Annotated in this window: 16 protein-coding genes and 1 pseudogene; 5 read left to right on the plus strand and 12 right to left on the minus strand. The window is 51.3% G+C overall.

All coding sequences use genetic code 11. The features are described from left to right. The first annotated feature begins 274 nt into the window (after positions 1-274). The 4 genes from BZG82_RS14180 (at position 275) to BZG82_RS14195 (ending at position 6171) form a co-directional block, all read left to right on the plus strand. A complete protein-coding gene (locus BZG82_RS14180) occupies positions 275-1945 on the plus strand; it encodes an ABC transporter substrate-binding protein (RefSeq protein ID WP_077766129.1) in 1671 nt (556 codons plus the stop codon). A 121-nt stretch (positions 1946-2066) separates the two neighbouring features. Further along, the gene (gene oppB, locus BZG82_RS14185; protein ID WP_069590926.1) at positions 2067-2987 is read left to right on the plus strand and encodes an oligopeptide ABC transporter permease OppB; all 921 of its coding nucleotides are present in this window, start codon (positions 2067-2069) and stop codon (positions 2985-2987) included. A 10-nt stretch (positions 2988-2997) separates the two neighbouring features. After that, the gene (gene oppC / locus BZG82_RS14190; protein ID WP_069590927.1) at positions 2998-3909 is read left to right on the plus strand and encodes an oligopeptide ABC transporter permease OppC; all 912 of its coding nucleotides are present in this window, start codon (positions 2998-3000) and stop codon (positions 3907-3909) included. Positions 3910-4059: 150 nt separating this feature from the next. Continuing rightward, the gene (locus BZG82_RS14195) at positions 4060-6171 is read left to right on the plus strand and encodes a methyl-accepting chemotaxis protein (RefSeq protein WP_077766130.1); all 2112 of its coding nucleotides are present in this window, start codon (positions 4060-4062) and stop codon (positions 6169-6171) included. A gap of 16 nt (positions 6172-6187) precedes the next feature. Here BZG82_RS14195 and BZG82_RS14200 read toward each other — a convergent pair whose 3' ends face one another. From BZG82_RS14200 to BZG82_RS14220, 5 genes and pseudogenes are all read right to left on the minus strand, one after another. Next, complete coding sequence (locus BZG82_RS14200) at positions 6188-7336, minus strand: ribosomal protein uL16 3-hydroxylase (RefSeq protein WP_077766131.1); 1149 nt, start codon at positions 7334-7336, stop codon at positions 6188-6190. A gap of 109 nt (positions 7337-7445) precedes the next feature. Continuing rightward, complete coding sequence (gene purB / locus BZG82_RS14205; protein WP_069587347.1) at positions 7446-8813, minus strand: adenylosuccinate lyase; 1368 nt, start codon at positions 8811-8813, stop codon at positions 7446-7448. A gap of 25 nt (positions 8814-8838) precedes the next feature. Further along, positions 8839-9483 carry a high frequency lysogenization protein HflD gene (gene hflD, locus BZG82_RS14210; RefSeq protein ID WP_069587346.1) on the minus strand — a complete coding sequence of 215 codons (645 nt, stop codon included), beginning with the start codon at positions 9481-9483 and terminating at the stop codon, positions 8839-8841. Between the two features lie 13 nt (positions 9484-9496). Then, on the minus strand, positions 9497-10606 hold the full coding sequence (gene mnmA, locus BZG82_RS14215) for a tRNA 2-thiouridine(34) synthase MnmA (RefSeq protein WP_077766137.1): 1110 nt from the start codon (positions 10604-10606) through the stop codon (positions 9497-9499). 469 nt (positions 10607-11075) lie between these two features. Next, positions 11076-11705, minus strand: a pseudogene (locus tag BZG82_RS14220) (pseudouridine synthase); the annotation flags it as partial. A 139-nt stretch (positions 11706-11844) separates the two neighbouring features. Between BZG82_RS14220 and icd the strand changes: the two are divergent. After that, a complete protein-coding gene (icd, locus tag BZG82_RS14225) occupies positions 11845-13095 on the plus strand; it encodes an NADP-dependent isocitrate dehydrogenase (protein WP_069587345.1) in 1251 nt (416 codons plus the stop codon). Positions 13096-13176: 81 nt separating this feature from the next. Here icd and pseI read toward each other — a convergent pair whose 3' ends face one another. From pseI to BZG82_RS14260, 7 genes are all read right to left on the minus strand, one after another. Continuing rightward, a complete protein-coding gene (gene pseI / locus BZG82_RS14230; protein WP_077766133.1) occupies positions 13177-14226 on the minus strand; it encodes a pseudaminic acid synthase in 1050 nt (349 codons plus the stop codon). Continuing rightward, entirely contained in the window at positions 14210-14788 is a 579-nt protein-coding gene (pseH, locus tag BZG82_RS14235) for a UDP-4-amino-4,6-dideoxy-N-acetyl-beta-L-altrosamine N-acetyltransferase (protein WP_077766134.1), read from the minus strand. The genes pseI and pseH overlap by 17 nt, the downstream gene beginning before the upstream one ends. Continuing rightward, entirely contained in the window at positions 14779-15855 is a 1077-nt protein-coding gene (pseG, locus tag BZG82_RS14240) for a UDP-2,4-diacetamido-2,4,6-trideoxy-beta-L-altropyranose hydrolase (RefSeq protein ID WP_077766135.1), read from the minus strand. Before pseG ends, pseH begins: the two co-directional genes overlap by 10 nt. Next, positions 15852-16556 carry a pseudaminic acid cytidylyltransferase gene (gene pseF / locus BZG82_RS14245; protein ID WP_077766136.1) on the minus strand — a complete coding sequence of 235 codons (705 nt, stop codon included), beginning with the start codon at positions 16554-16556 and terminating at the stop codon, positions 15852-15854. The genes pseG and pseF overlap by 4 nt, the downstream gene beginning before the upstream one ends. Positions 16557-16559: 3 nt before the next feature. After that, positions 16560-17705, minus strand: coding sequence for a UDP-4-amino-4,6-dideoxy-N-acetyl-beta-L-altrosamine transaminase (pseC, locus tag BZG82_RS14250; RefSeq protein ID WP_077766138.1), 1146 nt, complete (start codon positions 17703-17705; stop codon positions 16560-16562). Between the two features lie 12 nt (positions 17706-17717). Continuing rightward, a complete protein-coding gene (gene pseB / locus BZG82_RS14255; protein ID WP_077662204.1) occupies positions 17718-18713 on the minus strand; it encodes a UDP-N-acetylglucosamine 4,6-dehydratase (inverting) in 996 nt (331 codons plus the stop codon). Positions 18714-18801: 88 nt separating this feature from the next. Continuing rightward, a complete protein-coding gene (locus BZG82_RS14260) occupies positions 18802-19116 on the minus strand; it encodes a HigA family addiction module antitoxin (RefSeq protein ID WP_077521189.1) in 315 nt (104 codons plus the stop codon). Between the last annotated feature and the right edge of the window lie 222 nt (positions 19117-19338).

The following is a 19338-nucleotide window of genomic DNA, read 5'->3' on the forward strand; positions in this document are numbered from 1 at the left end:
GTTTTTTAATTCTTTCTGTGAATAAAGTGCTACTTATTACAGCTCATACCAGCTGAGTGTTCTCATTTGTCGTTTGTATCTAGTTAAATATGAGTTTTTATTGCCGTTTTATGGCAAAATACTTCAGTGTTGTGGCAAAACACAGCGCTGATTGGTAATGTTTTGCCATTAATCCGCACAGGTCGGTGAGCAATACGTGTTTAGGCACGAAGGACGCTTTATCCCCTGTGTTGATTGTCACGGATGCATATAGCGATTGTTATGGAGTTACACGATGAAGCTAAACACGATCACCCGAACCCTCTTTATGGGCGCTGGCCTATCTCTGGCTCTTACAGGATGTAGTGAACCAGAGCAAAAACAAACCTCCCAAACGAGCCCTGAAACGAAAACCGAAGCGCCTGCTGGTGAACCGAAACTTGCTGAAGTGCAAGAGTTGGTCCGTGGTAATGCTGCAGAAGTCGCTTCACTTGACCCGCACAAGACCCAAGGTGTGCCTGAATCTCACGTCATTCGTGATTTGCTGGAAGGCTTGGTTAACCAAGACGCCGACGGCAATGTGATCCCTGGGGTTGCAGAGCGCTGGGAAAACGAAGACAACAAAGTGTTCACCTTTTACTTGCGTGAGGATGCTAAGTGGTCAAATGGCGATCCTGTCACCGCACACGACTTTGAATACAGCTTTAAACGGGTTGTCGATCCGAACACCGCGTCGCCATACTCGTGGTATGTCGCTTATACCCATATGCTCAATGCCAAAGACATTGTTGATGGCACCAAAGACAAAGACACTTTGGGTGTGAAAGCGCTCGACGATCATACCCTGCAAGTCACCCTAGATACCGCGGTGCCTTACTTGGTGAAAATGATGGGTCATACCACCATGAAGCCTGTGAACCAAAAAGTCGTTGAGAAGTATGGCGATCAGTGGACAAAGCCTGAGCACTTTGTGGGCAATGGCGCTTATGTCGTGGATAACTGGGTAATCAATGAGCGCATTGATCTCAAGCGTAACGAACAATATTGGGATAATGAAAACACGACGTTAGATAAAGTAACTTTCTTACCCATTGAAAACCAAGTCTCAGAAATGAATCGCTTCTTGGCCGGTGAGATTGATATGACGAATGAAATTCCCAACGAGCATTTCCGTCGTCTTAAACAGGAGCACCCTGAAGATCTTTCGATCGTCGGTAACCTGTGTAGCTACTATTACCTGTTCAACACCAAGCGCGAACCCTTTGATGACGTTCGAGTACGTAAAGCCTTGTCTTACGCCATTGACCGTAATGTCGTGACTGACGCGCTACTGGGCCAAGGCCAAAAGCCTGCTTACTTCCTCACGCCGGAAATTACTGCAGGCTTCTCACCAGAGTTACCGGCTTATGCGAAAATGACTCAAGAAGAGCGTGATGCAGAAGCAAAACGTCTTCTCAAGGAAGCAGGTTTTGACGAAAGCAATCCACTTGATTTCTCATTGCTCTACAACACCAGTGAGAACCACAAAAAACTGGCCGTTGCGATTGGTCAAATGTGGAAAGACAAGCTGGGTGTGAATGTAGAGCTCAACAACCAAGAGTGGAAAACTTACCTGAGCACCAAGGATGAAGGTGACTTTGATGTGGCACGCGCCGGTTGGTGTGGTGACTATAACGAAGCCTCTACCTTCTTAACATTGATGCGCAGCACCAATACATCAGGCGGTGTGCATTACGACAGCAAAGCCTACGATGCCATCATGCAAAAAGCGATGGAAACCACGGATGATGCTGAGCGTGAGCAACTGTACCTAGACGCAGAAGCGCAAATGGCGAAAGACATGCCGATCGCGCCTATCTATCAGTATGTTAAAGCGCGTCTCCTTAGCCCGAAAGTGGGCGGGTTCCCTGCGAATAACGCTGAAGAGAAGATCTACTCTAAAGATCTTTACATTAAAGCGGAATAAACCCCTGACTCACAGCTAACTGAGGGAGTCGCCATAGGCGGCTTCCTTGGCTGGCTGTCGCTGTCTGTGAGGTCTATTCAGACAGCGCTCGCTGTGATTCTCAAAACGATACGGTACAGCTATGTTGAAATTTATCGCTAAGCGAATTTTGGAAGCCATTCCAACTTTGTTGGTATTGATCACTGTTTCCTTTTTCTTAATGCGGTTTGCGCCCGGCAACCCTTTTTCAAGTGAGCGTCCGTTACCCCCAGAGGTAATGGCCAACATTAATGCTAAGTATGGCTTGGATAAGCCGGTGTTCGAACAATACACCACCTACCTTGGCAATATTTTACAGGGTGACTTTGGTCCCTCATTTAAATACATCGATTTCTCGGTGAACGAGCTGATCGCGGGGGCATTTCCAGTCTCTGCCCAAATCGGCGCCTTGGCGTTTTTGTTCACGTTAGTGTTTGGGGTTACGATTGGCACCATTGCGGCACTTAAGCAAAACACCTGGATTGACTATGCCATCATGTCGACAGCCATGCTTGGGGTAGTAATGCCATCATTTGTTCTCGCCCCGGTGTTGATTTACATCTTCTCGATTAATCTCGGTTGGCTTCCTGCTGGTGGCTGGCAAGGTGGTGGCTGGCAGTTCATGATCCTACCCATGATAGGCATGTCGCTGCTTTACGTGGCAACATTTGCGCGTGTCACTCGAGGCAGCATGATTGAAACCTTGAACAGTAACTTCATTCGTACCGCTCGCGCGAAAGGACTGAGTTACCCCAAAATTATTGTTAAGCATGCACTGAAGCCGGCGATGCTACCAGTTGTTTCTTACATGGGACCTGCGTTTGTGGGGATTATTACTGGTTCGGTTGTGATTGAAACCATCTTTGGTTTGCCTGGCATCGGTAAGTTATTCGTGAACGCAGCGTTTAACCGCGACTATTCACTGGTACTGGGCTGCACCATCTTAATTGGTACGCTCACCATTCTGTTTAACGCTATCGTCGATATCCTGCTGGCGTATATCGATCCTAAGATCCGTTACTAGGGGTGACATAATGCTGACGAAAAAAGAAAATATTGACGCCCTCGAGAGCTTCTCTGAACAAGTCGATGTGAAGGGTCGAAGCTTATGGCAAGATGCTGCGGTGCGTTTTCGACGCAACCGCGCGGCGATGGCAAGTTTGGTCATCCTGTTTTTGATTGGTCTTAGTGTAATTATTGGGCCGCACCTAAGTGCCTATGCCTACGATGCGACCGATTGGTATGCTATTCATGCCGCGCCATCATTTGGTATGGAGGGGCATTGGTTTGGTACCGATGCGCTGGGACGTGATTTGTTTACCCGCACCATGATGGGCGGGCGCATTTCGATTATGGTCGGTGTCATGGGGGCACTCGTCGCGGTGCTGATTGGTACGCTATATGGTGCCACATCTGGCTTTATTGGCGGCCGCACCGATGCTGTCATGATGCGTTTGGTCGAGATCCTCCAATCGATTCCATTCATGTTCTTCGTGATTGTATTGGTTACCTTCTTTGGCCGTAATATCGTGTTGATCTTCGTTGCCATCGGCTGTATTGCATGGCTAGACATGGCGCGTATTGTGCGTGGTCAAACCCTAAGCTTACGCAGTAAAGAGTTCGTCGAAGCCGCGCACGTTTCAGGGGTTAGTACGCGCCATATTATTACGCGCCATATCGTGCCAAACGTACTCGGTATTGTTGCGGTTTACTCGACCTTGCTTGTCCCCAATATGATTTTGTTTGAATCATTCCTGAGTTTCTTGGGACTCGGGGTGCAAGAGCCGATGACCAGTTGGGGGGCGTTGTTGCAAGAGGGTTCTCAAACGATGGAACTCGCGATTTGGCAATTGCTTTTCCCTGCGGCCTTTATGGTAATGACACTGTTTTGCTTTAACTATGTCGGTGATGGTTTACGCGATGCGTTAGACCCGAAAGACAGGTAAGTCATTTAGGGTTCTTACCGTAAAAAAGCAAAAATATGGGAAGCGCAGGTTTATCGCCTGCGCTTTTTTGTTATGGTTTAGTTGCAAGCGTTTCAAGGATGAGAATAGCGCTGGCATTATGCGAGTGCGTTGTAATGACAAGGAGCTGTCATGAAATCCCTTTCGATCCAATGGAAAGTCACGCTGGTGGCTGGCGCCTGTGTCGCCATTACAGCAGCAGCGCTGCTGAGTTTTTCGTCGTACGTGAATCAGCAACTCCACCAAACCGTTAGCACTGCGAGTACGCAGAGCCTAAAACAATCTGCACAGCGCTTAGCGACAAGCCAAGCACAAGTGCAAGCCACCCATGTTCAACGTTCGCTTGATGAGGCGGTGTACCGCGCACAAATGCTGGCCCAAAGCGTGGTATATTTACAGTATAACGCGGAGCAAAATTTTACTGACAGTGGTGAGCTTCGCGGCTCGATTAATGAACTCGTCCGTCGCTCTGTTGTGAACTTCGACAGCGTGCAAGCAGCATTTGTCGTGTTTGAGCCCAATGCACTTGACCAAGAGGATGAGTTTTACCAATTAGACAGTGAACGTGGCGCCAATGCCGCAGGCCGCTTTGCCAGTCTATGGCAAAAGCGTGGTGACCAGTTGACGCCATCAGTGCTGAGCGAATCACAAATTAATGATACCGCCCGCACCGCCTCCGGGCAGCCCAGCAATTATTGGTATCAATGCCCGCTTAGCCAAGGCACAGCCTGTGTTTCCGCCCCCCAAAGTGATAGCGAAGGCTTACATGTTACGATTTCCTCACCGCTGATGCGTGATAGTGATGTGCTCGGTGTGCTTGGGATTGAGATCCAATTGAATGACCTACAAGCCTTGATTGAGCAAGCGGACCAAGCACTCTTTGACGGCCGTGGGCATATTAGTGTGATCAGTCAGCGCGGCCAGTTGGTGGCAACCGATGAGCCCAATGCATTGGGGAGTGATATCTCGCAATTGCGTTATTCGCCATCTCAGCTGTCAGAGTGGATAAGCGCAGGGGACGCGAAAACGCAGTGGCAGCAAGGCCAATTAATGACCTATGTGCCGATTGCGTTACCCAGTGCAACATGGGGAGTGCTTATTTCGCTGCCGGAACAAGCATTGCTGGCGAGTGCGACACAGCTAGCATCGCAGATAACTGCGCAACGCGCGCAAGCCGCCACAACTGAGCGGACCTTGGGCGTGATTGCCATTCTACTGGCTTTAGTCGTTGTGAGTATTGCTGCACGGCAAATCGTTAAACCATTGCGCCTTTTAGCCGCTCGGTTAGCGGAGATTGCGGATGGTGATGGCGATCTGACTCAGCGCATTGTCCTCAAAAACCGCGATGAAATTGGTGTATTAGCGGGGCGGTTTAATCGCTTTCTCGATAAGCTCCAGCCCATCATGGCAAACGTGATTGATAGCGTTAAAGAAGCGGAACACACCGCTAAAGAAGTATCACGCGTGGCGGCGCAAACTCGAGATGGTAGTCGTGAACAAGTCTCAAGCTTGGATGCGGTGGCAACCGCCTCGGAGCAAATGACGCAAACGGCGACGCAAGTCGCCCGCCATACTGAATCCGCGCTAAGCGCGGCTAGTGCCGTGAATACAGCGACGGCGCGTGGGGAGGCGATTGTCACAACCTCGTCTGAAGCGATGGCGCGCTTGGTCGAGACACTCAATGGTGCCACGCATGATGCGCAAGCTTTACATAAAAGCAGCCAAGACATTACCGAGATTTTAACCGTCATCGATACCATGTCAGAGCAAACCAATTTGCTTGCGTTAAACGCGGCCATTGAAGCGGCACGCGCGGGAGAGCAGGGACGAGGATTCGCGGTGGTGGCAGACGAAGTCCGAGAATTGGCTCAGCGAACCAACCAGTCTATCTCGCAGATTCGTACCGTTATTGACTCGCTCCAGTCAGGGGCTGACTCCGTTGTCTCTGCTATTCACGATGGTAATCAACTGGCAGATCATACCGCGGAAAAAGTGCAAGAAACCGTAACCAGCTTAGATCAAATACGTGCGGCGATGCAGGAGATGATGGATCTAAATAGTGAAATAAGTGCCGCGGCTGAGCAACAAAGTGCCGTCTCAGGCGATGTCACCCAAAACGTGACGCATATTCGTCAGCGCAGTGATGAACTCTTGTCGCATGCTGAATCTACCGCCAGCATAGCTAGCCAGCTTGAAGGGTTAGCAGGCCGCCAGCGTGCGCTCACGGCCCAATTTAAAGTATAACCTTGATGAGACGCGGTTATTCTGGTGCTTCCTCGAGAGGGTACCAGTAGCCGCGATTGACCCAAAGCGTGAGCATCGGCCAAAACAGGTTATTGTCGGCGGCGTTGCCGAGGGTTTCCCAATCAATAAAGCGTTGATTACACAACGCTGGAGTAAGCGCTGCACACTCCGCGGGCAAATCAAAGCTTTCACCGAGCATAAAAATCATTTCAGGCTGGTCTGGGTGATAAAACGCACGTAAGCCACTGAGTTTTTCTAAGCAAAGCCCATCTTGCATGGCGGCTTTGAGGCTATCAGGCTGCCACTGAGGATCGGGGCTGAGCAAATCGAGCTCGTGTCTAGCCTGAGAGAGAAACTCGCCAATCCAGCGCTTTTTACGGGTTTTGTCGTGCATTAACGCCATCATCATCTCATCCATTTGCGCGAGATGTTGTTGATCTAATGCCGCCGGCGCGTCGGGTTGCGCTTGCATGGCTGGCCAATGGAAATGATGGTCGCCTGCTTCATCGACGATAACTTGGTCGGCATAGCTACTCAATAGCTCGCGGGCTTTTGGTGAGCGATAGCCAATTGAGTAACTGAGCGAGGGCGCTAGCGTATCCCCTTCATGCGGAAAGCCTGGTGGAATATAAAGAATATCTCCCGGCTCTAGCACCACATCGATGATGGCATCGAAGCCGGTAATTTGCTTAAGACCTGTTTCCAAATTGGCTTCTTGATACTGCCCTTTGGGCCCCACACGCCAGCGACGACGCCCTTGGCCTTGCACAATAAAGACATCATATTGATCAATATGAGGACCAACGCCGCCATGCGGTTGGGAATAGCACACCATAAGATCGTCGAATAACCACTGAGGCAGTGTCGAAAAGGCACTGGCTAACTCGCGGGCGCCCGGGTGCCAGTGGTTGGCTGCCTGAACAATCAGTTGCGCGTGAGTATCAGGAAAGTCGCTAAAATCCTCAAACGGTCCGTGGGCAACCTGCCATTGACCATTCGCGTGTGTCACCATGCGAGAATCAATATCGGCTTCCATCGCCAAGCCTGCGACTTCCTCTGGGTCGATGGGATCCTCGAAGTCTATAAAGCCTTGGCGGATAACGGTAGGCGCTTGGTGCCAATAAGTGGACATAAAGTCGGCAATGGAAAATTGAAACTGATACATAGCATCACAGGTTAAGAAATTTGCGGCAGTATAACGCGCTGAGCGGGGCGGTGCGAGGGGGATAAAAACGGCCTCCAAATGGAGGCCGTGAGGTATGGGAGCGTTTTGCTTAAAGTTTGTCAGTGAGCTTGACCGCATCACCAATATAATTGGCAGGCGTCATTTGCTTAAGACGCGCTTTTTCATGCTCTGGCAAATCAAGGCCGTCGATAAACTGGCGCATGCCTTCACCGTCGACACGTTTCCCGCGCGTAAGCTCTTTCAGCTTCTCGTACGGCTTCTCAATGCCATAACGACGCATTACGGTTTGAACAGGCTCTGCCAGTACTTCCCAGTTTTTGTCCAGTTCAGCTTCGAGCGCTGCTTGATTCACTTCCAGTTTGCTGATCCCTTTAAGGGTCGAGGTATAAGCAATCAAGGTGTAGCCTACACCCACGCCCAAGTTGCGCAGCACGGTGGAGTCAGTCAGATCACGCTGCCAACGAGAAATCGGTAGCTTTTGGCCCAGATGAGAGAAAATCGCGTTCGCCAACCCTAGGTTGCCTTCCGAGTTTTCAAAATCAATCGGGTTCACTTTATGTGGCATGGTCGATGAACCAATTTCGCCCGCAACGGTTTTTTGCTTAAAGTGACCGAGTGCAATATAGCCCCAGATATCGCGGTCAAAATCGATCAAGATGGTATTAAAGCGCGAGACGGCATCAAAGAGCTCGGCAATGTAATCATGCGGCTCAATTTGGGTTGTATACGGGTTCCAATCAATACCAAGCGAGGTGACAAAGGCTTCGCTGTAGGCGTGCCAATCAATCTCTGGATAGGCTGAGAGGTGCGCATTGTAGTTACCGACTGCGCCGTTGATCTTACCGAGAATTTCAGTGCTCTCGACTTGTTTGATTTGGCGCGCCATGCGGTAGGCAACGTTCGCCATCTCTTTACCCATGGTCGAAGGAGACGCTGGCTGGCCGTGGGTGCGAGAGAGCATAGGCACATCGCGGAACTGCTGAGCAAGATCTTTCACCGCCGCTTCTAGGCGCTTCATCTCAGGCAAGATAACGGTATCGCGCGCTTCTTTAAGCATCAGCGCGTGAGACAGGTTATTGATGTCTTCAGAGGTACAAGCGAAGTGAATAAATTCGTTAACAGCATTCAGCTCAGGGTTGTCAGCCACTTTTTCTTTTAAAAAGTATTCAACCGCTTTGACGTCATGGTTGGTGGTGCGCTCAATCTCTTTGATGCGCGCAGCATCTTGCTCGCTAAATTCAGCGGCAATGCGATCCAATAATGCATTGGCCTCATCACTAAACGCAGGCACTTCTGTGATGCTGTCAGTCGCAGCAAGCTTTTGCAGCCAGCGGATCTCGACGATGGTACGATACTTCAATAATCCAAATTCACTAAAAATCGATCGCAACGCAATCGTTTTCGTGCCATATCGGCCATCGACCGGGGAAACAGCAGTCAGCGCTGACAGTTCCATTTTTTGTCTCCTGAGTTCAATCTGATTAGGTACGGGCTAGAATGATTTTGGCCTGTTCAACCATGTTTTTACGGCCAAAGATGAGGTGTCTGCGTTTGCCGCCAACTTGGCGCCATAATACAGCACTGCGGATCCCTGACAGCAAAATGGCACGCACGCGATGTTGAACACCGGTTTGTTGTAAATGCTGAGGGTCACCAGAAACTTGAATCCGCGGGCCCAGCGGGCTGATCACGTCGAGGTAAATGCTGGCAAGGTTACTGATCATCTGCTCATCGAGCAAATCGAAATGGCTGACTTGGCGCTCGATGGTTTCAATACGATCACCGAGCTGGGCCATCGCATCACGGCGACTGGCAAGCTTACGCTCTAAAGCCAATAGGTTGATGAGATAGCGCGTCAGCTCAGTCCCATTACGGCCGTTATCGAGTTGATGGATCAGTGTTTCCAAGCCAATGCGTAGGCCGCGTTCGCCATCACCTGTAATTTCCCCCGCCTCGCCACGAAAGACGTCGAGGGTCGAGGAAGGATTGGTCACAATAATGCTGCTTAAACTGGTGCGCAGCGCATCTTGGTCGCAATAGCCCTGACGGGATACATCTTGCACCAACTTGGCTGCTTGACAAATGCTCGCAAAGGCGAGGGTGCGATCATAAATCGTCTCTGCCACTGATCACGGCTCCTTAAATGCGTTGCTCGATGATGCCACCGCCAAGACACACGTCGCCATCATAAAACACGGCAGATTGGCCAGGCGTAACGGCAATTTGCGGTTCATCGAAAGTGACTTTAATCGTGTCGTTATCGATAGGCGTGATAGTACATGATATATCGTGCTGACGGTATCGTGTTTTCACCGCACAGCGACGTGGCTCAGTGATAACTTCGCGATCGACCCAGTGCAATTGGGCGGCAATTAAGCCTTCTGAATACAAACGAGGATGGTCGTGACCCTGACCGACAATCAGTACATTGCGTGCGACATCTTTATCGACCACATACCAAGGCTCTTCGCTACCATTACCGCCTTTCCTGCCGCCAATCCCCAGCCCTTTTCGTTGGCCGAGTGTGTGATACATCAGGCCTTGGTGTTCACCAATCACGTCGCCGTCCGTGGTTTCAATCGGGCCCGGTTGTGCTGGCAAGTACTTAGCAAGAAAATCAGTAAACTTGCGCTCACCAATAAAACAAATACCGGTCGAGTCTTTCTTTTTCGCGGTCACGAGGCCTTGTTCTTCAGCAATTTTGCGTACTTGTGGTTTTTCCAGTTCGCCCACGGGGAACAGGCTCCGCGCGATTTGCTCATGGCTCAGTGTATACAAGAAATAGCTTTGATCTTTATTGCCATCAAGGCCGCGCAACATTTGTGCTTTTTCGCCATTTTCTGGGAACGAACGGCGTACATAGTGACCCATAGCAATGTAGTCGGCGTCTAGCACTTCGTCGGCAAATTCGAGAAATGCCTTAAATTTGATTTCTTTGTTACAAAGAATGTCAGGATTAGGCGTGCGGCCTGCTTTGTACTCCGTTAGGAAGTGCTCGAAAACATTATCCCAATACTCAGCGGCGAAGTTGATGGTGTGCAGTTCAATGCCTAGCTTATCGCAGACAGCTTGTGCATCGGCCAAGTCTTCTGCAGCAGAGCAGTATTCTTCGTTGTCATCCTCTTCCCAGTTTTTCATAAACAGGCCTTCGACCTGATAACCCTGTTGTTTCAACAAGTAGGCAGAAACGGACGAATCAACACCGCCGGACATCCCGACAATCACTTTTTTGCTGCTGTTATCTGACATGGTGATCACAAATGCTGCTATCAATAAACGGACGCTGAGTTTAACAGAATCCATTCGTCGGATACAGATGTGATAGGGCTCACATGTTAGCCGTTATCCAAAGAGAGTAGATGGGTGGGGAGATGGTCGCGTGACCTGTGACCGATCCGGCATATGTTAATACTATTAATAGCAATGAGGGTTAATACTTGGGATTGGATGCCGCGCAAAGACTTGTGAACTCCTGAGGTTTATCGACCGACTCCCGCACGCAGACACGCCGTATACCCATCCCTGGGGGCTCCGCCGCGCCATCCTTGGCGCGGAGGGTCTGTGTGCGAAAATCGGACGATGGTATGTTCAGGTATTCCTAGCGCTTATCTCGTTTCTTCGATGGTGCGCGCTTGGACGAGCGAGTGCGCCCACGTGGTGCTTTCCCTTTTGCGCCTTTGGGTTTAGGGGTGAATTGCTCAAAGCCTTTCGGGGGAGCGACTTCACGCCACTGGCCCGGTTGTAAATCTTCTAGTTGCCATGGGCCTAGCTGAGCGCGAATCAAGCGCAGCGTCGGGTGGCCGATATGCGCAGTCATGCGGCGTACTTGCCGATTTCGCCCTTCACGCAAAACCACTTTTAACCAAGTGGTAGGAATGTTTGCGCGATAACGAACCGGGGGATGGCGTTCCCAAACGGTGGGTGGTGCCATTTTGGTGACATCGGCAGGCAGCGTGAGGCCATCTTTTAATTCGACACCGTCGCAAAGTGCTTGGATTGCCTCTTCGCTGGGCTCGCCTTCAACTTGCACCCAATAGGTTTTGTCAGATTTGGAGGACGGCTGGGTCAGTCTTGCTTGTAAGGCGCCGTTATTGGTGAGGACCAGCAACCCCTCGCTGTCCTTATCAAGCCGACCGGCTGGATAGACATCTTTGACCGATACGATGTCGGCCAGTGTGCTATCGGCGGGTTCTCCACTGAATTGCGTTAACATATTATACGGTTTGTTAACGAGAATAACGCGTGTAGTGCGTGGGGATGAAGCTTGAGTGGGCGGTGCTGTTAGCGCTTTTTTCGTTGTGTTTAAAACAGTGTTCGATGCTGGTTTGGCGCGGGGTTTCTTGGTCATAAGGACTGTCAAATAGATTAAACGGCAAATGAGACTTCCGTATTATACACGTAATAATCTGTTTGGCGTGTTGCCTGAATTCAAGTATCCTCAGTGCGCATCTTACACAAAGATAACAAATGGACGCTAGGAGATTAAAATGGAAAGTAAAGTAGTTGTACCGGCGGAAGGTCAGAAGATCACGCTCGACGGCACAAAACTGGTAGTCCCTAACCACCCAATCATCCCTTACATTGAAGGGGACGGCATCGGGATGGATGTTAGCCCTGCAATGATTAAAGTTGTTGATGCAGCAGTTGCTAAGGCCTACAACGGTGAGCGTAAGATTTCATGGATGGAAATCTACACCGGTGAGAAATCCACCAAGGTATACGGTGATGATCAATGGCTACCTGCTGAAACACTTGATTTTATTCGTGAATACAAAGTTGCCATCAAAGGCCCACTGACAACCCCTGTGGGTGGTGGTATTCGTTCTCTGAACGTAGCCCTTCGTCAAGAACTCGATCTTTACATCTGCGCGCGTCCTGTTCGCTACTTCACTGGCGTTCCTAGCCCACTGAAAAAGCCAGAAGACACGGATATGGTGATCTTCCGTGAAAACTCAGAAGACATCTACGCGGGTGTCGAGTTTAAAGCAGGCACCGCGGAAGCGGATAAAGTGATTAAATTCCTGCGTGAAGAAATGGGTGCCAACAAAATCCGTTTCCCAGAGCAGTGTGGCGTGGGTATCAAGCCAATCTCAGAAGAAGGCACCAAGCGCCTGGTTCGTGCGGCGCTTGAGTACACCATCGATAACGATCGCGACTCACTGACTATCGTCCATAAAGGTAACATCATGAAGTTTACCGAAGGGGCGTTTAAAGACTGGGCGTATGAAGTCGCCAAAGAAGAGTTTGGTGCTGAGTTGCTGGACGGCGGTCCTTGGATGACGATGAAGAATCCAAAAACCGGCAAACAAATCACCATCAAAGACTCCATCGCGGATGCGTTTTTGCAGCAAATCCTGCTGCGTCCGGCGGAGTATGATGTGATTGCCACCATGAACCTGAATGGCGACTACATCTCCGATGCACTGGCAGCGCAAGTTGGTGGTATCGGTATTGCTCCTGGTGCCAACATTGGTGACGGTGTGGCGCTGTTTGAAGCTACCCACGGCACGGCGCCGAAATACGCCGGTCAAGACAAGGTGAACCCAGGTTCACTCATTCTGTCTGCAGAAATGATGCTGCGCCATATGGGCTGGTTTGAAGCCGCTGATCTGGTGATCAAAGCAATGGAAAAAGCGATTGCGAACAAAACAGTGACCTATGACTTTGAGCGTCTGATGGAAGGTGCAAGCCTGCGTAAGTGCTCTGAGTTCGCAGATGACATGATTGCGCAAATGTAATCGCATTATCACACGATGATAAAACCCGGCATGCTCGCCGGGTTTTTTGTTTGTGGTCTTGGGAATAACCCACTGAGGCTATCAGTCTATATCTTCCCACGACAACGGAGTGCCTTTGGTTAACGCGCGTGTTGCGCGCTTTCCGAGCACGGTATCATAGTGTTTCGGTGCCAACCCAAAGCCCGGACGAATACTGCGCACATTAGCGGGCGTCAGTGGCTCACCGGGTGCGATATCCTCACAGACATACAAAGAGCGCCTAAATTGACGGTTGCTCGACTCGGCCTCTCGTGTGGTTAGGGCGCTTTCTCCTAACGCTTGCCACGCCGCGTGGGTTTGCTCACAAAGCGCACTGAGTGCAGGTGGCGTAAGCGAGAAAGCGGCATCCGGGCCTCCCGAATCTTCAGAGAGCATCACATGTTTTTCAATCACGCACGCGCCGAGTGCGACGGCTGCGATCGCGGCGGTGTTGGTCAGCGAATGATCGGATAAGCCCGCCAAGGTTTGATAGCGGGTGGCTAAGGTTGGAATGGTTCGCAGATGGCTTTGTTCAATTGGCGCAGGGTAGGCGCTGATACAATGAAGCAACACCAGCTCACGACAGCCGTTATCACGGGCGGTCGCCACCGCCTCGGCAATCTCTGTCTCGTCAGCCATGCCGGTTGAGATGATCATCGGTTTACCGGTTTGCGCGGCATAGCGAATCAAGGGCAAATCAATCGCCTCGAACGAGGCAATTTTATAGGCAGGAGCGTTAAGATCTTCGAGCAAATCAATCGCTGAGCAATCAAAAGGCGAGGAGAATAAGGTGATGCCTTCTTTTCTGGCGTGATCAAATAACGGCTTGTGCCATTCAAACGGGGTTTGTGCCCAGCGATATAGCTGGTGGAGACTATAACCATCCCACAGTCCGCCTTTGATCTGAAACTCATCGTGGTCGCAATCAAGGGTAATGGTATCGGCGGTATAGCTTTGCATTTTGACGGCATCGGCACCGCAGGCTTTGGCCATGGAAATGGTTTGTTTGGCAAGCTCAAGGCTACCATTATGGTTCGCCGACATTTCGGCAATGATATAGGGAGGATGCTGGGGACCGATCAAACGGCCTGCAATCTTAATGTCGTTGTTCATAAACCGCATCGATATTCAGTTTGGTTTGAAGGGCGCTGGCGCCTTGCTGCCACTCATCAGCGGACAAAGACAGGCACACAATCTCGACTGTCTTTCCCTCAGGTAGGGAAAAGGTGCGTTGCCGACTTTGCGGCGTTTCATGAAAGCCAAAGCGTTGATGTAGCCGAACTACCCCCTGATTATGACTGAGCACTTCACAGTTCAATTGGGTCACGCCCAAGGTTTCAAATGCTAAACTTAATGCGCCAAACTCCATGAGTGCGCCGCTGCCACGCGGTGCATTCGGAGCCGCATAAAAAGCCCAGGTCGCACTTGTCCTATTCTCGCTATCGAGGTCAAGATTGACCACGCCAAGTGGCTTGTCCGGTTGGCCGTCTACGCACTTGTAAACGATATAGAAATAACGGTGCGTGTTGGCGAGCATATGGCTGAACCACGCTTTGTGCTCATCATGGCTAATTTCATGCTGGGTGTACATAAACTGGCGGACAGTGGGACGGTTGCGCCAATGCCATAAAGTGTCACTGTCCGCGTGAGTCACCGCTTTAAAAATCAGTTGCATAAGTGATGCTCCAAGGCCGCGACGACACGCTCTGCGCCTTTTCCATCAGTGATCGCTGGTAGGGTAGGAAGCTGATGCCAGTTTGCCGCAAGATGCTGCAGTGCAGATGCGTAATCTTGCCAGCGGGTGTGCTCACCGCGTCCTAAGTATTGATATCCCGGCTGTCCGGCGAGATACTCGGCCATGGCGTGTTGGTTTTCCGCCACACACACCAAGGTGCTCGGGACCGCCAAGCAGCTGCGCTCAATGGCGGTCACACCGGCTGCCCCAAACGCGTAGCGTGCCTGTGCCATGTGGGCATCAAAGTCCGACAGTGCTTCCACCACACGAACCCCATCGGAGACAGGCGCTTTACACAATGCGTCGCGGTCTGGGTTGCGCCGGCCGGTGACAATTAACAGTGAGAAAGGCAGCCTCTCGATCTTCTGCTCTTGTTCTAGGTGTTTCACCGCGTCCACAAGCTTTCGGCTTTCACCGGTCGGATCCGTACCGGAGAAAAAGGCGATCACCTTATCTTCCCGCGGCGGCGGAGAGTGATGCAAGGCGGCAAATGCTGGACGCAATAGTGCATAGTCAGGTCCCAATAAGCATTGGGTCTGTGGATTTAAAAGCTTTGACGCGTAGCGCGTAGTCAGGTCAGGCCAAGGGTTTTGATCGAGCAAAAACGCGCAATCGTGGGGCCTATTGGCTAAATCATCAACCACCATCACCGGACAGCCCAATTGGGTGTGAATCGATTGTTCCCAGTGGGCATCGAGGGCGTAATGATCCACCACCATCAAATCCACCGGCTGGTTAGCCACGTATGCGGTTGTCTCTTCGGCATCTTGCTGCTGGCTCACACCAAGCCAGTCGGTGTTACTAAGCGAGTTTTTGGGGGCAGGCAACACCGCCACCGTTAAGCCTTGCTCTTGGCTGACCGCTATCAAGTTACCGGGCAGGTCGCGACATACCAAGGTTACCTGATGACCCGACGTTTGTAGCATGTTAGCCAACACGTGCATGCGGCTGACGTGCCCGGTGCCTATCGCTTGGGAGGCATCGACTCGAATGGCAATATGGCTCATAGCAAGGCTTGTTGCTCCAACAGTTGATACATTAGTTCAGCGCGTAGCCAGTCATCTGGCTCATCAATGTCTTGCACGCGGTAATGAGGGATCAACACAGCTTTCGAGTGGGGCGCAAAAACCGGCTCGCGCGCTAAAAACGCACTTGGCGTGCCCCAGTAAAACATTCCCGCATCGTGGTACGCCGGTTGTAGGTCTTGTGAGCGTGTAGTGAAGTGCTCCGGCCATAACATGCTGACACTGCCATCGGCATCGACATGAATACTGCGCTGAATCGGAAAGGCGTAGCGGGTGGCGGCAAAACTGTATTTGACGGTGTCGCCGTCCAGTAACGCTAAGCCTTGGCGCAAGTCATCCGAGGTGACAAAGGGGGTGGTAGCATACAGGCAGCAAACCGCGTGCAAAGGCGTTTGCTGTGGCGACGGGTTGAGCCACTGGATCGCATGCTCAAGCACATCCAAGGTCGTAGCGTGATCGCCGGCAATCTCGGCGGGACGCACAAAAGGCACCTCAGCCCCTGCATCGCGCGCCACACTGGCAATGTCCTCGCAATCGGTGGAAACCAAGACGCGATCGAATAGCCCACTTTGACGTGCTGTCGCAATGGCATAGGTGATAATGGGCGCACCGTTAAACCGTTTGAGGTTCTTGCCCGGAATGCGTTTGCTGCCACCGCGGGCGGGAATAATACATACATTCATCGGTCACGCATCCTCAATGGCTTTTTGTAGCGCAGCAATCACCGTATCTTGCTGTTGCTCGGTTAAATCGGGGTAAAGCGGTAAAGTGAGTGCCCCCGCGTAATACTGCTCGGCAAGCGGGAAGTCTCCGGGCTGGAAGCCCTGTGCCTGATAGTAAGGTTGCGTATGCACAGGAATATAGTGCACGTTCACGCCAATGCCTTGCACACGCATAGCCTCAAAAACGGTGCGGCGTGTGTCGGCGTGATCAAGCTCAATCAAATACAAATGCCATGCCGACTCAGGATCTAAAATGGGTCGCTTAACGGGCAAATCTGCCAGCGCTTGGTGGTAGCGTTCAGCGAGTGCAAACCGTCTGGTGATAAAGGAACGAAGCTGGGTTAGTTGTGAACGGCCAAGCGCGGCATGAATATCCGAGAGGCGATAGTTCATCCCCAATGCATGCTGTTCATAACCCCAAGGTGGCAGGGCAGCGTGGCTGTCTTCTGCGTCACGGGTGATCCCGTGGCTACGCAACTGACGCAGCGCTTTCGCCAATGTGGCATGTTGGGTGGTGGCAACCCCAGCCTCTCCCGCGGTAACCACTTTGACCGGATGAAAACTAAATACGCTAATATCGCTGTACTGGCATCCACCCACCGCCGCGCCTTGATAGTGGGCGCCCATCGCATGTGACGCATCCTCAATAATGGCCACCTGATAACGCTTAGCGAGCGCGGCAATCTCAGCCATTGGTGCACTGGCACCGGCCATATGTACCACCACCAGCACCTTGGGTAAGGTGTGAGTAGCAGCCGCTTGCGCCAGTTTTTTCGCGAGCTGCTGAGGGCATAGGTTACGCGTGTGCGGGTCGATATCGACAAAATCCACTTCGGCACCACAGTATCGACCACAATTGGCTGACGCGACAAAGGTAATGGGCGAGGTCCATAAACGATCGCCTGGGCCTAACCCTAACGCCAGACAAGCGAGATGCAGGGCAGATGTGGCGCTATTGACGGCGACCGCATGCGCAGCCCCGGTGAGTTCGGCGACGGCGGCTTCAAAAGCCGGAACTTGCGGGCCTTGGGTCAGATAATCACTTTTTAGCACCTCAAGCACAGCGGCGTAGTCTTGCTCACTAAGATGCTGCTTTCCGTATGGGATCAACGCCATACTCCTTTACTGCTCTGCGTCGAGTTGCAAAATGGCCTCGACGGTTAACACATCTGGGTTAGTGCCTGATTGATACTCAAAGCCCTCTGGCACGGGCTGTCCTTTTTCGCCCAACGCATTTTCTCGGTAGTCATAATCGGCGTCGTAGAACTTAATGGTTGGGCAAATCACGTAATGTTCGGCAAATTCGAGCGTCAGATGGGCATCGTCAGCCGGACACATCACTTCATGCATTTTCTCGCCGGGACGAATGCCTATTACCTTGACGGGCGTGTTCGGGGCATAGGCGCTGGCGAGATCCGTCAGACGAACCGATGGGATCTTAGGAACAAATATTTCTCCGCCATACATGCGCGAAAAGTTTTTCAGCACGAAATCCACCCCTTGCTGCAAGGTAATCCAAAAGCGGGTCATTTCAGGGTGAGTAATGGGCAAATGATCCGCACCTTCCGCTGCCTTTTTCTTAAACAAAGGCACCACAGAGCCGCGCGAGCCGACCACATTGCCATAGCGTACCACCGAAAAACGTGTCTTTTGGCCCCCGGTCATATTGTTAGCGGCGACAAACAATTTATCTGAACACAGTTTGGTGGCGCCATAGAGATTATTGGGGCTGGCGGCTTTATCGGTCGAGAGCGCAATCACCTTTTCCACCCCGTTGGCAATCGCAGCGCGAATCACATTCTCTGCACCGTGAATGTTGGTCTTGATACACTCCATCGGGTTGTATTCGGCGGCAGGTACCTGCTTAAGTGCTGCAGCATGAATCACATAGTCAATGCCTTGCATCGCTTGCATTAAACGATCGCCATCACGCACGTCGCCGATAAAATAGCGCATGCAAGGGGCGTTAAAGGTTTGCTGCATTTCATATTGCTTGAGCTCATCGCGAGAGAGCACCACGAGGCGACGTGGTTGATAGCGTTCAAGCAGGGTGCGGACGTACTTTTTACCAAAAGAACCAGTACCGCCGGTGATCAGAATGGATTTACCGTTAAACATAGGACGCCTTGTCACTAACTGTCGGGAATACAGGCAGTTTAACTGATCTGAGCAGGATTTGGCGATTCTCTACGGCCATGACGCGCGATTAAGCGACATCAAGCGGTTTTATTTTTTCTACCTCGTGTTTAATTGATTGCGACGCCTCCCAAAGATCAACGGCCCTTTGCGCATTGAGCCAAAACTCAGGCGAGTTACCAAACAGACGAGCGAGACGAAGCGCCAGCTCCGGGCTCACGGCTTTACGCTCATCCAATACGGCAATCATCGATTGACGAGAAACGCCCAAAGCGTCAGCCAATTGTTCTACACTCAAGCCGTAATCAGGCAGAAAATCTTCGCGCAACATGGCTCCAGGATGCGTCGGTTGGCGTTGCATGCCAGTTGTATTGAAAATCGTCATCACTGTTACCTCATTAGTGGTCGTCGCAATCGTGCCTACGTTCGTCTATCTAAATATAGCGATATCCACGGTATCTACCCCGAACTATTTTAGGATCGGCCTATATGATCACAGCCAGAGGAGATCATCAAACTGATCTTTTTTGGTTAAAAAGACGTTCGCAATCTCGCTCTAGTTTAGACTTAAGGCTACGACGATTGWTGAGTGTATCCGGTCATATTC

The sequence above is a fragment of the Salinivibrio sp. PR5 genome (assembly GCF_001996085.1).
Classification (GTDB): domain Bacteria; phylum Pseudomonadota; class Gammaproteobacteria; order Enterobacterales; family Vibrionaceae; genus Salinivibrio; species Salinivibrio proteolyticus.

Excerpts from the sequence above, each read along its gene's own strand:
- BZG82_RS14180 (WP_077766129.1), top strand. The coding sequence starts at position 275 with ATGAAGCTAAACACGATCACCCGAACCCTCTTTATGGGCGCTGGCCTA.
- oppB (WP_069590926.1), top strand. The coding sequence starts at position 2,067 with ATGTTGAAATTTATCGCTAAGCGAATTTTGGAAGCCATTCCAACTTTG.
- oppC (WP_069590927.1), top strand. The coding sequence starts at position 2,998 with ATGCTGACGAAAAAAGAAAATATTGACGCCCTCGAGAGCTTCTCTGAA.
- BZG82_RS14195 (WP_077766130.1), top strand. The coding sequence starts at position 4,060 with ATGAAATCCCTTTCGATCCAATGGAAAGTCACGCTGGTGGCTGGCGCC.
- BZG82_RS14200 (WP_077766131.1), bottom strand. The coding sequence starts at position 7,336 with ATGTATCAGTTTCAATTTTCCATTGCCGACTTTATGTCCACTTATTGG.
- purB (WP_069587347.1), bottom strand. The coding sequence starts at position 8,813 with ATGGAACTGTCAGCGCTGACTGCTGTTTCCCCGGTCGATGGCCGATAT.
- mnmA (WP_077766137.1), bottom strand. The coding sequence starts at position 10,606 with ATGTCAGATAACAGCAGCAAAAAAGTGATTGTCGGGATGTCCGGCGGT.
- icd (WP_069587345.1), top strand. The coding sequence starts at position 11,845 with ATGGAAAGTAAAGTAGTTGTACCGGCGGAAGGTCAGAAGATCACGCTC.
- pseI (WP_077766133.1), bottom strand. The coding sequence starts at position 14,226 with ATGAACAACGACATTAAGATTGCAGGCCGTTTGATCGGTCCCCAGCAT.
- pseH (WP_077766134.1), bottom strand. The coding sequence starts at position 14,788 with ATGCAACTGATTTTTAAAGCGGTGACTCACGCGGACAGTGACACTTTA.
- pseG (WP_077766135.1), bottom strand. The coding sequence starts at position 15,855 with ATGAGCCATATTGCCATTCGAGTCGATGCCTCCCAAGCGATAGGCACC.
- pseF (WP_077766136.1), bottom strand. The coding sequence starts at position 16,556 with ATGAATGTATGTATTATTCCCGCCCGCGGTGGCAGCAAACGCATTCCG.
- pseB (WP_077662204.1), bottom strand. The coding sequence starts at position 18,713 with ATGTTTAACGGTAAATCCATTCTGATCACCGGCGGTACTGGTTCTTTT.
- BZG82_RS14260 (WP_077521189.1), bottom strand. The coding sequence starts at position 19,116 with ATGACGATTTTCAATACAACTGGCATGCAACGCCAACCGACGCATCCT.